Annotated in this window: 12 protein-coding genes; 4 read left to right on the top strand and 8 right to left on the bottom strand. The window is 34.3% G+C overall.

Translation table 11 applies throughout. The features are described from left to right. Nucleotides 1-3 precede the first annotated feature (3 nt). From ACFOWM_RS07860 to ACFOWM_RS07845, 4 genes are read right to left on the bottom strand one after another with little or no spacing between them, the layout of a single operon-like run. The gene (locus ACFOWM_RS07860) at nucleotides 4-642 is read right to left on the bottom strand and encodes a hypothetical protein (RefSeq protein ID WP_379708573.1); all 639 of its coding nucleotides are present in this window, start codon (nucleotides 640-642) and stop codon (nucleotides 4-6) included. A gap of 4 nt (nucleotides 643-646) precedes the next feature. Then, nucleotides 647-1,945, bottom strand: coding sequence for a hypothetical protein (locus tag ACFOWM_RS07855; RefSeq protein ID WP_379708571.1), 1,299 nt, complete (start codon nucleotides 1,943-1,945; stop codon nucleotides 647-649). Between the two features lie 10 nt (nucleotides 1,946-1,955). Further along, nucleotides 1,956-2,912 carry a hypothetical protein gene (locus tag ACFOWM_RS07850; RefSeq protein WP_379708569.1) on the bottom strand — a complete coding sequence of 319 codons (957 nt, stop codon included), beginning with the start codon at nucleotides 2,910-2,912 and terminating at the stop codon, nucleotides 1,956-1,958. A 10-nt stretch (nucleotides 2,913-2,922) separates the two neighbouring features. Then, on the bottom strand, nucleotides 2,923-4,188 hold the full coding sequence (locus tag ACFOWM_RS07845) for a hypothetical protein (RefSeq protein WP_379708567.1): 1,266 nt from the start codon (nucleotides 4,186-4,188) through the stop codon (nucleotides 2,923-2,925). A 247-nt stretch (nucleotides 4,189-4,435) separates the two neighbouring features. Between ACFOWM_RS07845 and ACFOWM_RS07840 the strand changes: the two genes are divergently transcribed. The 4 genes from ACFOWM_RS07840 to ACFOWM_RS07825 all read left to right on the top strand — a co-directional run bounded on the left by ACFOWM_RS07840 (nucleotide 4,436) and on the right by ACFOWM_RS07825 (nucleotide 8,130). Next, nucleotides 4,436-4,759: a hypothetical protein gene (locus tag ACFOWM_RS07840; protein ID WP_379708565.1), complete on the top strand. Its 324-nt coding sequence runs from the start codon at nucleotides 4,436-4,438 to the stop codon at nucleotides 4,757-4,759. A gap of 84 nt (nucleotides 4,760-4,843) precedes the next feature. Continuing rightward, a complete protein-coding gene (locus ACFOWM_RS07835; protein WP_379708563.1) occupies nucleotides 4,844-5,371 on the top strand; it encodes a hypothetical protein in 528 nt (175 codons plus the stop codon). Between the two features lie 66 nt (nucleotides 5,372-5,437). Beyond that, entirely contained in the window at nucleotides 5,438-6,814 is a 1,377-nt protein-coding gene (locus ACFOWM_RS07830; protein WP_379708561.1) for a LutB/LldF family L-lactate oxidation iron-sulfur protein, read from the top strand. Nucleotides 6,815-6,846: 32 nt separating this feature from the next. Next, complete coding sequence (locus tag ACFOWM_RS07825; protein WP_379708559.1) at nucleotides 6,847-8,130, top strand: DUF7033 domain-containing protein; 1,284 nt, start codon at nucleotides 6,847-6,849, stop codon at nucleotides 8,128-8,130. Here ACFOWM_RS07825 and ACFOWM_RS07820 read toward each other — a convergent pair. The 4 genes from ACFOWM_RS07820 to ACFOWM_RS07805 form a co-directional block, all read right to left on the bottom strand. Then, nucleotides 8,108-9,034 carry a DMT family transporter gene (locus ACFOWM_RS07820; RefSeq protein ID WP_379708557.1) on the bottom strand — a complete coding sequence of 309 codons (927 nt, stop codon included), beginning with the start codon at nucleotides 9,032-9,034 and terminating at the stop codon, nucleotides 8,108-8,110. The genes ACFOWM_RS07825 and ACFOWM_RS07820 overlap by 23 nt on opposite strands. 3 nt (nucleotides 9,035-9,037) lie before the next feature. Beyond that, a complete protein-coding gene (gene purH / locus ACFOWM_RS07815) occupies nucleotides 9,038-10,552 on the bottom strand; it encodes a bifunctional phosphoribosylaminoimidazolecarboxamide formyltransferase/IMP cyclohydrolase (protein ID WP_379708555.1) in 1,515 nt (504 codons plus the stop codon). Nucleotides 10,553-10,650: 98 nt separating this feature from the next. Beyond that, nucleotides 10,651-12,708 (bottom strand): ComEC/Rec2 family competence protein, encoded by a 2,058-nt coding sequence (locus tag ACFOWM_RS07810; protein WP_379708553.1) that lies wholly within the window; start codon nucleotides 12,706-12,708, stop codon nucleotides 10,651-10,653. Nucleotides 12,709-12,806: 98 nt separating this feature from the next. Continuing rightward, nucleotides 12,807-13,460: a pseudouridine synthase gene (locus tag ACFOWM_RS07805; RefSeq protein WP_379708551.1), complete on the bottom strand. Its 654-nt coding sequence runs from the start codon at nucleotides 13,458-13,460 to the stop codon at nucleotides 12,807-12,809. Between the last annotated feature and the right edge of the window lie 32 nt (nucleotides 13,461-13,492).

Here is a 13,492-nt window from a genome sequence, read left to right as displayed (position 1 = left end):
ATGTTAATTTGAAAGGTTGAATGTTGCTATTTTTTTATCCCATAATAATTTTACTGGTTGTAATTTTTTTTGAAGCGTACAAGCTTTTTTATTGCCCTCACTACAAGCAGCATCTAAACTTTTAAAACCAATGTTGAATAAAATAGTGGTGCCTTGTTGGGGCAATTGAGCATAGGTATATTCAGTACTAGCGTATGGTTCAATATCTTTTTTAGTAACGCCATTGGTAAGTAAGTCTTCAATGTAACCAAAGTCGGGCCATACACTCATGCTTACATCTGTCATATTTTGTGCAACATCAAAAAACGCAATGCTACCACCTTCTTTACCATCGCCACTGTAAGCGTATGTATTTACGGCTAGTATGTCGGTTTTATTTTCTTTTTTAAAAATGGCTAACTCCAGTACAAATGTGCCACCGCCAGTACCATCATCAATAATTTTTAAATAGCCGTTTTTTTCATCAACTGTAATGCTGCATTGGTTATCAGCAACCACATTGTATTGGTTATTTTTAAAATTTATTTTATAACCATGTTGTTGTTCAGCTGGTAACTTTTTAAAGTATTGTACAATTTTGGCTTGTGCATGGGTAATATTACATAGGGCAATTAGCCAAGTAAATGCTATGATTTTTTTCATTTGGTTATTTATTTAATTGTTGATCTCTTTTGCCGTAATCACTTAAAATGCCGTTCAAATCAAACATTGAAATATTGTACGGCAGCTTTGCCATTTTTTTGGGTTTGATGATGTACCAGCTATAAGCTTGCGTCATTTCTTTAAGATCATCGTAACCATCTTTAAACCTTATATAAATACAATTTTTGTAAATGAATGCAATCATAAAATGGCCACCCTTTGGATTTTCGTTTTCATCATCATCATGTAAAATGAAGTTGGTTTTCTTTTTTAAACTTTTCACTATGGTGCCTCCGGTAATATCGTTTGCACTTCCCTCTTCTTTAATTTGTAAGCCAATACATTGTTTACTGGCATCATCATCTACATATACTTTTGTTATTATAGGCTTGGCAGTGGTTACCACTTCTGTTGTGTAGGTATCAGCAAATGCACCCCTATCGCTTTTCCATCGTTTAATACGTACAAATTCATAAGTTTCATCTTCATCATAAAACTCAGTAATGATGGTTCTAAAATCGCCATAAATATTATTTTCAATATTGTTGTTAAACCGATCAATAAAGTTTTGTTCACTTTGTGCCGCATCGGTTACTTGCTTTTTTGCTTCGGTTGCCAAAGCATTATTTTGGAAACCCCATTTTGCGATTGCATTATTGGTTGCCTCATTTATTTTTTTATTGATACCGTTGCTGTATTTTTTTTCACTTGCTGCAAATAAATCAGCTCTTGCTTTAATAGCTAACGGATAAACCTTTTTTGCAATAGCTTCTAAAATTGGTTTTAACTCAGGCAGCATATTTTTTGCTACAGTTTTCACGTCGCCAGTTGGAGCTATTGTGGTTATAATAACAGGCGGCATAAGGTTGTCTTTAAATGCAATTATTTCATTATTTTGATTAACCTTGACTGTTGGTAGGCTTGCAAATACAATATTGTTTTTATATACCATACAAACTTTGTTGTTGGCATTTTGCAAGTACGATACGTCTACACCATTTTCAGTTTCGTACCTAAAATTTACATCGCTTTCAAATGCAGTGGTTGCATCAATTAAAAGCCCATTGCAACTTACTTCATTGCCAGGGTTAGTTGGTTTGAAGCACCTGAAATCAATTGTATTGGTACTATTGGGTTGGTTTGATTTGCTGTAGTCAATACTAACATCATTGGTTAAACCCATAAAATCTAACTTGTAAAGTTTTTGGCTTTTAAAGGCATCAAAACTGTTTACTAAGTTGGTTTGTGCACATGTTGCATAAACCAAAAACATACAAAAACTTATGGATAATATTTTTTTCATGATGGTTATTTTAAGAAACTGTTTTTGCCTTGTATACCATAAACCCTATAATGAGTGTGTAAATAATAAGTAGACTAAAAATGAATACTTGACCTATTTTTTTAGCCCTTTCTTTTTGTTCATTTTTTGCTAGCCAATAGGTGTATAGCGCCATACCAATTACGAGTATAAAACATAAAAAAGTAAAGTTGTGTATGGTATCCATTAACGTATTGCCATTGCTACTCGGAGCTACACTTGCTGCAAAGTTTTTATTACTAACCGCTGCAAATAGGCTGCCTGTGGCAACGCCAAAACGAGTGGTATTATCTGGCTCTAAAAAAAAGGCGCTGCAAATGATGATGAACGATGCAAACAAAACGGTGAGCAGTTTAAAAAAAATCATGTACGGACTTTTTCTACTCAAATCAACAGTTGCATTTATATAACTGTATTTGCTGGCGGCCATTTTTATGTTTGGGTCGCCATAGTTGGTATTATAAACAGTGGTGCCATTGGTAAGTTTAAATTTTTTCACTTGCCAATCTTCCATAAAGAGGCTGCTATCAATACTGCTGTTTAATGAGTCTGGCAGTAATGTTATATCGCTCTGTTCAAGCGAACTTTCAATTTTTATTTGTAATGATTGTTTATCAAAAGGGAAGTTGGTTACGTTCCAATCTTTAATAATTTCAGCTTTACATTTTTGATTACTGAAATTTTCATCACTAGCATTAGTTCTTTTTCTAAAATAATCATAAGAAAAACTACTGCTTTTACTTTGCGGTAATTCGCAAGTGCCAAGGGTTTTTAAAGAATCGTTTTTGTGTAAATACCAAATCCAAAAATCAGCTTTAAAACTTTTACCTGCAATATTAAAATCATATAGGTTGGTAATAAATACACCTACCTTAATACTGTCTCTACTGCCAGCCATGCTGCTATGGCAACAGCAAATCGTTAATACAATACAAACTATTTTTTTCATAAATAATATTTTAGAAGTTTACTTTTTCGCCCTTTATTAACTTTTCTTTTGTGCGATATTGACTGTATATTTTATCGTATTCCGTTTTATCAATCGTTAATGGAGCTGCACCTACAGGCCTTAATGCAAAAAAATTGTAATAGCTTTCTACTCTTTTAGAGTCTTCAATAAAATCGCCTTGTTGTTTGATGATGTAATAACCTTTGTAAAAAATACCTTCTTCAGTTTCATAATCTTCTTTGTTAAGTAAATAGCCATTTTTTACAGGATCATTATCTTCTAGTTTGCCTTTAAAGTGCAGTGTTACTTCGCCTGTTGGCAAGGTTGGATGATTATCGTTTACAGGTATTAATTCAAGCCCCACAACATTGTTACTGCCTTCGGGTTTGTAAGTAACGTTAGCTTCTTTTAATGGTGTAAGTACTTTATCGCCAAATGTGTACGATGTTTTTTCTGTATTACTATTATATACTACTTTAACAGTTACATACTCGTAAGCTGCTCCAGGTTTTGTAAGTAATTTTGCAAATGCTGCTAATGATTTGAATTCGCCAGAGGCAATTTTTTCATCAAAACTTTTTTCCCATGCAGCCTTTTTTTGAGCGTAAGCCATATCGCCTTGTTGGTTTAAGGAGGTAATCATTGCGGCACTTGGCTTTAATGAAGTATAGTAGCTTGAAACGCTACTGGCTGCTTTTCTTAATTTGCCAGCTAAAACCAAATTGGTGTTCGTTGCTAAAGCATCTAGTTCTTTTTTTGTTGTGTTTACAATATGTTGTAATGCAGTTTCCACTTGTGGTTTGCATGCTGCTGCTATTTTGTTTTTATCAGCTTGTTCAATTTTTTCTTCGGCATAAATATTATCAACACTAATAGCGCCATTCCATTCAATATCATAAGGTGTTTGGCTGCTTTTACTTTTTACATTTATGGGCCTACCAATAATAATTTTATTACCATCTGCTACCACAACTTTAGTATTGTAGGTAATAATGCCATTTTCTTCTTCATAATTAACCCAGCCTAAAGTGGCTACATAATCATTAATAAAATAAATGGGTTCATTTAAATTGCTGTAAGTTGCTCCAGTTGTTTTTGCATAAATTCTTTTTGAGTTTTCATCGTAACTCAATAAAAATTTTACCTCATTTTTGTCGAGTAACGTTCCTTTCAAAGGCTTGCCATTTATGGCTTTAAACGCATCTATTAATTTTGTTTGTGCAAAAGTGTTGTTGCTTGTACTCAATAGGAGTAGGGCGTAAATAAGGTATTTCATTGCAGTTTGTTTTTTACAAAACTGCTATTTCAATGTATAAACTCTTTGTTGCTTTTTTAAAGGATGTATATCAGTTTATTAACTCCGTTTTTTATTTTGTAAAGATGATCGACAGGGTGGTATTTACATGTTTTTCGTTTTCGTAAATGCGATTAAGCATTTTATAAATTGCTTTATTGGGTTGATGAAACTTTGAAATAATGGGTTGGTGTACAATGTAGTTTTACCTTACAAAACTTAACAAACAATGAAAAAATTATTTTTTGCTTTTGCATGTGTAGCGGCTGCTACCTCATTTGTAGCCAACGCAATGGTGCCAGTTACCCCAACAGAAATGGTACAACCTTTTGGTAAAATTGACATTAAAATTAAAAACGACAGTGGCGATGAGGTTACTGTTTTAAATGCTGGCAGTGGTGGTACTTATCGTTTATCTAAAAACGTAACCACTACTATTAAAATGGATGAAGGTGATAAGTTGTATATGTACGAAGGTGGTAAAAAAGGAAAATTATTGTTAACTGCTTCTGCCGATATGAATGGTAAAGTGCAATTATTTAGCAAGTTATAATACCCTTAACAAACAATCTGTAAAGCCTTTTCTGTAAAAAGAAAGGGCTTTTTTTATGCCTTTTTGGAACGTTATATTTGTGCAATGAAAAAAATTATAGCCATTTTAATAATTACATTTATTACTGCAGCAGCATTTGCTCAAAGTACCCATACTTTTCCGCAATCATTTGTTGGTAAATGGAAAGGTTCATTACAATGGTTGGTAGCCGGTAAGCCTACTCAAACTTTTACCATGCAGTTGCACATAAAGCCTACTGATACCGCTGGTGTGTATACTTGGCAAATTATATATGGCGATGATGCTAAAGATAACCGACCCTATTTATTAAAACCTATTGATACTGCAAAAGGTCATTGGGTGGTTGATGAAAAAGATGGTATTGTGCTTGATGGCTATGTATTGGGTAATACCTACACTGGTGCTTTTACAGTACAAAATAATACTATTGTTGATACTTATAGGGTTGAAAATGATACCATGTTTGTTTCGTTTTTAAGCATAAACCTCAATGCCAAAAACACTTCTGGTAAGGGTACAGATGAAGTGCCTACGGTTACAAGCTACAAAATTGGTAGCTACCAACAAGGCATTTTACAAAAACTGCCGTAACTTTATACTTTCAAAAGGTATTACAAAGCGCATCAATAGTGAAGTGTAGCGATAAAAAGAAATAATATGTCAAACATAGCAGAAACTTTTTTAGAGGAAAGTGAAGTAAAAGCAGCTGATTTAAAACACAGGCGTACCATTAATTTTAATATTGGTAGGTATAATGCCGTTGTACCGCAAGGTAAAATGCAGTTTGATGATGTGCATTTAGCAAGAGAAAGAGCCAAAAACACCAAGTGGAGAGCTATTGAAACGCTTGATCAACAATTAGAACAATTTGAACTTAATTTCACCAAACGTGGCGGAAAAGTAATTTGGGCCGAAACTGCTGCCGATGCCATGAAAGAAATCATCAGCATTTGCGAAGCTAAAAATTGCAAAACCTTGGTGAAGAGTAAAAGTATGGTTACTGAAGAAATTCACCTGAATGACCATCTTCAAAAACATGGTATTGAAAGTATTGAAACTGATTTAGGTGAATACATTCAACAATTAGATGGTGAAGCCCCTTACCATATTGTTACACCTGCTATGCATAAAAGCAAAGAAGATGTAGCCCAGTTGTTTCATGAAAAATTAGGCACACCACTTGATTATACGCCAGAGCAACTTACTATTAAAGCAAGAGAAATACTTAGAGAAAAATATGTACAAGCAGAGGTAGGTGTTACCGGTGCCAACTTTATTATAAGTGATATTGGCGCTGTAGCCGTTACTGAAAATGAAGGTAATGGTCGTTTAAGTTGCGCCTTTCCTAAAACACATATTGTAGTGGTGGGTATTGAAAAAGTAATTCCCTCGTTAACAGATTTGGGGCTGTTTTGGCCTTTGTTAAGCACATTTGGTACCGGACAAAAAATTACAGTATACAACAGTATCATCGCTGGGCCTAGGCAAGCGAATGAGTTAGATGGGCCAGAAGATATGTATGTTATTTTGTTAGATAATGGGCGTACCAACATTTTACAAAACCCTAAACAACGTGAAAGTTTATACTGTATACGTTGCGGTGCATGTTTAAATGCTTGTCCGGTTTACAAAAATATTGGTGGGCACACGTACGGAGCAACCTACAGTGGCCCTATCGGAAGCATCATCACACCTAATTTACAGGGTATGGATGATTTTAAGCATTTAAGTCATGCCTCATCATTGTGTGGTAATTGTACCGAAGTATGTGCCGTAAAAATTAATTTACACGAACTGTTGTTAGATAACAGAAAAGAAGCTGCAGAAGAAGGGTTGGCTAGTTTTGGTGAAAAAGCAGCATGGAAACTTTGGAAATTTGCCAGCTTGCACAGAGGTATGATGAATATGGGTAATGGGCCATTGAAAAATAAAGTAGTGAATGGTATATTTAAAGGTTGGACGAAACACCGCTCCACCCTTAACTTCAGCAAAAAAACGTTTAATGAGTTGTGGAAAGAGCAAAATAAATTGTAAGTTTACGAACCTTATTCGTACAAATCCGTAACATGTTTTTAATTTATTCGCCACAAATTACAAATAGAGTCACCTACATTATTCATTACTTTTTTGAAGAGTTGATAGGTATGCCTTGTGAAATAACAACTGATGTAGCAACTTTTAAAAATTACCAAGGTTATAAAGTTAATTATAGTGACACACCCATACAAGGAAGCTACCATATAAAACCTCATGGGCTGTTATTTGAGCATGATATAAAGCCGCAAACCCTTAATGGTAAAGGCACTAGAGAGTCTGCTATTATTTTTCCTACAGATGGTGAAAACCACCAATTTGATATTTTTGCCGCATCATTTTATTTAATTACTCGTTACGAAGAGTATTTACCCCATACTAAAGATTTGTATGGTAGGTTTCCACACACAGCTGCGATTGCTTATCAACAAAATTTTTTAGATTCACCAGTACTCAATGTTTGGGCACTTGATTTTAAATTGTTATTTAGAAACATTGATTACAGTATTGATTACCCTCGGCAGGTATTCAAATTTGTACCAACGTATGATATTGATATTGCATGGGATTATAAAAACAAGGGTTTTATCAGAAATGTTGGTGGCTTCTTAAAAAAACCAGAATGGGCAAGAATTAAAACTTTGTTTTTGGGCAAAAAAGATCCTGCAGATGCGTACGATTGGTTAGATAAAGTACATGATAATTATGAGCTAAACCCTATTTACTTTTTTTTAGTAGCACAACAAAATAGTGTATATGATAAAAATATTTTACCTGCTAACAAGCACATGCAGCAGCTGATACAACAGCATCAACAAAAATATGAAATTGGGTTACACCCATCATGGCGTAGCTACAATAAGTTAGATGTTGTAAAGGAAGAAAAATTAACCCTTGAACAAATTATTGGGAAAGAAGTAACGATATCTCGACAGCATTATATTAAATTCAATTTACCTGAAAGCTACCGCAACCTAACAGCCGCTGGTATTACGGATGATTTTAGTATGGGTTATGGAACAACCAATGGTTTTAGGGCATCAGTGGCATCATCGTTTTATTGGTTTGATTTAGAACGTAACCAAACAACTACGTTAAGGGTACATCCATTTAGTTTTATGGATGCGAATGCTTATTATGAGCACCATATGGATGCAAGTGATATGTACAACAATATGCTGCATTATTATTTTGAATGCAAACGTTTAGATGCCCAGTTTATTTGCATTTTTCACAATAATTTTTTAGGAACAAATCCTGCTTTTAAAGGTTGGCAAGAATTTTATTTGCGATTTATATCTCACCTTCTACCATAATTTTTTTACTCCGCTTAATAGAATAATTTACGAGGTATACACCAACTATTGTTACAATAGAGCCCCATAAAATATGGATACTTAATTTTTCATGTAGTACAAAATAAGCCGTAATCATTGCTACAAAAGGGTTGATGTATGCATACAATGAGGCAATAGCTGCTGGTAACTTTTTCATTGAAAAAATAAATGCTATAAAAGCCATTACTGAACCTAATAAAACTAAGTAAGCAATTACCCACCACACTTTTGCACTTATTGCAGTAAATGCAACAGTTTTTTGTGTGGTTTCCATTATTACAAATAATATAACACTGCTAATAAGCATTTGCCAACCTACACCGTAGTAAGGGTTAATATCAACTTTATTACGAGCAATAAAAATAGTACCCAAACTCCACGAAAGCATGGCTATGACTGATAAAATAATACCAAATACATAATTACTGCCAGTGTGGTGAAAAGCGTTTTCGTAAAAAACAATGGCTATACCAGCAATACCTAAAAATAAACCTGCAAAAGTAATGGGGGTTAGCGGAGCACTTTTAAAAAACATTTTTTCAAAAATAACCACACTCAATGGGTATAAAGCACCTATTAATGAACCCATACCTGCAGGTATATATTGAATACCCCAAGTGCTTAAACCATTGGCCGAAGTAAACATTATAATGGCCATTATAAATAACCACCTAAATTGTTTAGTAGTGGGTAAGGGTATTTTTTTGTAAAGTAAAAAGAACAGTACAAAAATGCTACCTGCCATAAATTGACGAATGTAAGCCATTTGTAAAGCAGGTATTTCGGCTACGCCTATTTTGCTTACTACCCATGTAGAGCCCCATACAATACTTGTAATACAAAGGGCAACATAACCAGGTGCTTTATTTGTTGTTGGTTGCAAAAATTAATGTTTAAAATGTCTAGTACCCGTTAACACCATTGCCAAATTATTGCTTTTGCAATAAGCAATACTGTCATTATCTCTAACAGAGCCACCTGGTTGAATAAAAACCTCAATGCCTGCTGCATGGGCAATGCGTACACAATCATCAAAAGGAAAAAACGCATCGCTGGCTAAAACAGCCCCAGCTGTATCAGCGCCAAATTGTTTGGCTTTTTCAATAGCGTTGCGTAAGGCATCAATGCGACTGGTTTGTCCGCAACCCTTACCAATGAGTTGATTGTTTTTAACCAACGCTATGGCATTACTTTTAAGGTGCTTGCAAATAATATTAGCGAATGATAAAGCCGTTTTTTCATCTTCCGTACAGCTTCTGCCACCTACTTCATTCCACGTACTGTAGTTACTATCATCAACATTTTGTACCAACACACCATTTAATAATGATTTTGATTGGATGTTTTGTGCTGGGTACGTTTGTATAGCCAATAATATCCTGTTTTTTTTCTGTTGTAATATTTGTAACGCATCAGCATCAAAAGAAGGTGCTATCAACACTTCAAAAAATATTTCATTGATGGCGTTAGCGGTTGCAGCATTTATAGCAGTATTACTAGCTAATACACCACCAAAAGCACTTTCAGGGTCGCCAGCTAAAGCCGCTTCCCATGCACTTTCAACCGTTGGCCTCATAGCAGCACCACAAACATTGGTATGTTTAATAATTGCAAATACTGGTGTAGCGGTATCTTTAAATTCACTTATAAGTTGTAATGCTGCATCAACATCAACCAAATTGTTGTACGATAGTTCTTTACCATGTAATTGTGTAAAAAATTCGTTGATGTTGCCATAAAACCCAGCTGATTGATGTGGGTTTTCGCCGTAACGTAAAGCCCGTTTTTCTTTATTAAATGGCGTTGTAAAAGGTAATGCATTAAAGTAAGCAGATATGGCATTGTCGTAATGTGCACATACGTCAAAAGCTTTAATAGCAAAGGTTTTACGTTGTTCTAAACTAGTGGCACCTTGTTGCGTTTTCAAAATATCTTCTAAAATGCTGTAATCTTTTTTAGCAGCTATCACCACTACATCACTGAAATTTTTAGCGGCTGCTCTTATCATTGATGGGCCGCCAATATCAATTTTTTCGATGATTAAATTTTCGTCAGTGGTGTTGGCTACAGTTTCCTCAAAAGGGTATAAATCAACAATCACCAAATCAATAGTAGGTATTTGGTGTTCAGTCATTTCAGCCACATGTGTAGCATCGTTGCGTTTGCCTAAAATGCCGCCAAATACTTTTGGGTGTAAGGTTTTTACCCTTCCTCCTAAAATAGATGGGTAGCTGGTGAGTGATTCAACGGGAACACAAGCCACACCCAATTGCTCAATAAATGTTTGTGTACCTCCGGTGCTGTAAATAGTAACTCCTTGTTCACAGAGGAGGCGAATAATATTTTCTAAACCATCTTTATAAAAAACAGAAATTAACGCAGATTCAATTTTTTTTTGCATGCAACTATTTTGTAAAAGTGAAATTTTTTAAAGATCGATGTTACCTATCAAATCAATAATAATGCAGCGGTAAAAAAGTGCTTTTGGTAAACGTTGCGTTATGGCACATTTAAAATATACGCTCCCATTTTTGGAGTGATATGGCAGCGCAAATGTAGGTCATCACATTGCTTTTTCCATTGTTCAATTTTCCACAGGCTGTTAGCACCGTCAAACACAATACAGTGGGGCTTTACAGCGATTAATATATTTTCTAAATTAATATTTGGGTTTTTTGTTACGAGTAATACATCTACCTCAATGGGGTTGGCCAAGGGTTTGCAAGTAATTGCACTATCAATTATCCATATTTTTTTATTATTAAATTCAAAGAAATTATGTTGCTGTTGTACAGCTGGTAATCCGTTGGGTGCAACATTAATTTGATATAATATTCTCGATGGTTTTAAATTAAAGTTTTGTAATGCGCCATCAATACGCAGCGTATCATCACCATAAAATTGATACTTATTACCTTCAATAAAATCAATAGCCGTGTGTTTGCTTACATTATAAATAACAATTTTTTGTTGTTGTAATAGTTGCCATTTATGGTAGCCCCAACAAACTAAAAATAGTAACAAAGCAACTGAAGTGGTATATTTTAATACTTTGTTTTTGTATAACAAATATGCACAACCACTAACAACAAAAACATACAGCAAAATAGTACTTAGTACATTGGCAAAAATAGCATCTATTACCGCAAATGGTATATTGTTGCAATAGGTAATACAGGTGTTCATAAGCCATGTTAGTACATAAATGGTTTGTCCTATGGCACTTGCTAAAGGTTTTATAGCACTCACTATCAGTAATAAAATTTCTGCAAATAAAATAACGGTAGATAGTGGTACGCAAATTAAATTAGCTAGTAAAAACAACGTTGGAAATTGGTGAAAATAAAAAATACATATAGGAAAGGCAATTATTTGTGCAGCAATAGTAATGGCACACATTTCCCAAATAGATCGCAAGAATTTATTTTTTATGTACCAAATGTTGGTGATGGGTTTTTGTAACCACACAATACCAATTACGGCAAAGTAACTGAGTTGAAAACCTACATCCCACAGCAGGTAAGGGTTGTAGCATAGTAAAACAAAAGCAGAGGCTGCCAATGTATTGTAGATGGAGGCTTGTTTAAAAAAGTTTTTTCCTATTACTATAAACGTAAACATAACAGCGCTTCTTAAAACTGATGCAGCGGCTCCGGTTATTAAACTAAACAACCACAAACATCCTAAAATTAAAATTACCCTTGTAATAGGTGAATTTTTTATATAGGGCAGTTTCGAAAATAGCCATACCAGTACCACGTATATAAGTCCTAAATGCATACCTGAAATGGCTATAATATGTACTACTCCTGTATTACTGTAAGCCTGTACCGTATCTTTATCTAAATCTTCTTTATAGCCAATAAGCAAAGCTTCTGTAATACCTACTACTTTTTTATCACCCACAATATATTTCTGTAAAGTTTTAACGACTTTACTTCTAGCCCAATAAATGAAATCATATACAATGTTTGTTTTTTGTTGATGTAGCACTATAAAATCGGCTTCTTTTAAATATACTTGATGATAAGTTTGTTGAAAAGCCATGTAACGACTATAATTAAAAGCACCAGGGTTACCATTGTTTTGTATAGATTGTAGGTTGCCTTTTATTAAAATTTTATCGCCATATTGTAATGTTGCAGCTGTTTTATTTTTGGCGAAGTAAAGTAGAAGGGTTCCATTTACTTTTTTTAGTGTATCATTATTAAACAAACTTTCAACTGTTGCACTAACTTTAAATGAACGTTCTTTTTCAATGAGTGGTTCATTTATTGAAACTACCATTTGCATGCTATCGTTATAAAACTTACCATACCAATTGCTTTGATGGCTGCTATTGTTTTGCCATGTAATAAACATACCCAAACACCCTATCAATACATATATAAAAACACCTTGTACCCATTGATAATGATACCTTTTACCAATAGGCAAACTACGTAAGAGCGTTAAGCCCAAACCACAACATAATACAGCGATGATAATATTTTGAAGATTAATATTTAAATACCATGCAGTAATTACAGCCAATATTAACGGCGGTAATAATCTCACAAATGGAGCAGTTTTCCAAAATGGTATACGGTATGTTAAGGCCACGGCAGTAGTTTTCTACCGTTAAATTACAACTTGTTTTTTTAATACTTATATGGCTATTCCGTATTTTTTTGTGGTGGTACCAATAAATCGTAAAAGGTTTTTTCATCTAGCTCACGAACAGCACCTGGTGCTAAATCACCCAAATAAATATTGCAAATATTTAAACGCACCAATCGTAAACAGCGATGCCGTAAGGCTTGTACCATTTTACGTACTTGCCTAAATTTGCCTTCCGTTAAAGTAATGAGCAGCCATGTATGAGGGTATTGGTTACGATGATCATTTGCATAAGGGTAGTATGAGCAAGGGTTTTCAACAACAAAAGCACTAATTGGTTTTGCTATATATAGTGCTCCGTTTTTAATAGGTATGGCTACACCGTTTTGTAAATGTGCAATGGTTGCAGCACTCATATTGTTTTGTACCATTACCAAATACGAACGAGGATGTGGCTCTGTAGCTAAAAATAACTTTCGGGTAACGGTTTTATCAGTAGTTAAAATAAGTAATCCTTCTGATGTACTATCAAGCCGGCCAATGGCATGTGTTCCCTCAGGAAAATCAAAGTCAATATCACCCAATAAAGGTACCTGGTGAGTACTTTTAAATTGCGAAACCATATTGTATGGCTTGTTTACAATAAAGTATCTTTTAGGAATATTATGTGTAGCTAAGTAGTTAATAATAATTATTTTGAAGTTTTGCAAAAGTACCTTTCATAAATGTATAAATGGTAGGT

The organism is Ferruginibacter yonginensis, assembly GCF_042651465.1.
Classification (GTDB): domain Bacteria; phylum Bacteroidota; class Bacteroidia; order Chitinophagales; family Chitinophagaceae; genus Ferruginibacter; species Ferruginibacter yonginensis.
Note: the sequence above shows the minus strand (reverse complement) of the source record. Positions and strands in the feature narration are given on the sequence as shown.

Bases quoted from the DNA above. Each gene is read 5' to 3' on its own strand.
- ACFOWM_RS07830 (WP_379708561.1), top strand. From the start codon at position 5,438: ATGTCAAACATAGCAGAAACTTTTTTAGAGGAAAGTGAAGTAAAAGCA.
- ACFOWM_RS07835 (WP_379708563.1), top strand. From the start codon at position 4,844: ATGAAAAAAATTATAGCCATTTTAATAATTACATTTATTACTGCAGCA.
- ACFOWM_RS07840 (WP_379708565.1), top strand. From the start codon at position 4,436: ATGAAAAAATTATTTTTTGCTTTTGCATGTGTAGCGGCTGCTACCTCA.
- ACFOWM_RS07845 (WP_379708567.1), bottom strand. From the start codon at position 4,188: ATGAAATACCTTATTTACGCCCTACTCCTATTGAGTACAAGCAACAAC.
- purH (WP_379708555.1), bottom strand. From the start codon at position 10,552: ATGCAAAAAAAAATTGAATCTGCGTTAATTTCTGTTTTTTATAAAGAT.
- ACFOWM_RS07850 (WP_379708569.1), bottom strand. From the start codon at position 2,912: ATGAAAAAAATAGTTTGTATTGTATTAACGATTTGCTGTTGCCATAGC.
- ACFOWM_RS07860 (WP_379708573.1), bottom strand. From the start codon at position 642: ATGAAAAAAATCATAGCATTTACTTGGCTAATTGCCCTATGTAATATT.
- ACFOWM_RS07855 (WP_379708571.1), bottom strand. From the start codon at position 1,945: ATGAAAAAAATATTATCCATAAGTTTTTGTATGTTTTTGGTTTATGCA.
- ACFOWM_RS07825 (WP_379708559.1), top strand. From the start codon at position 6,847: ATGTTTTTAATTTATTCGCCACAAATTACAAATAGAGTCACCTACATT.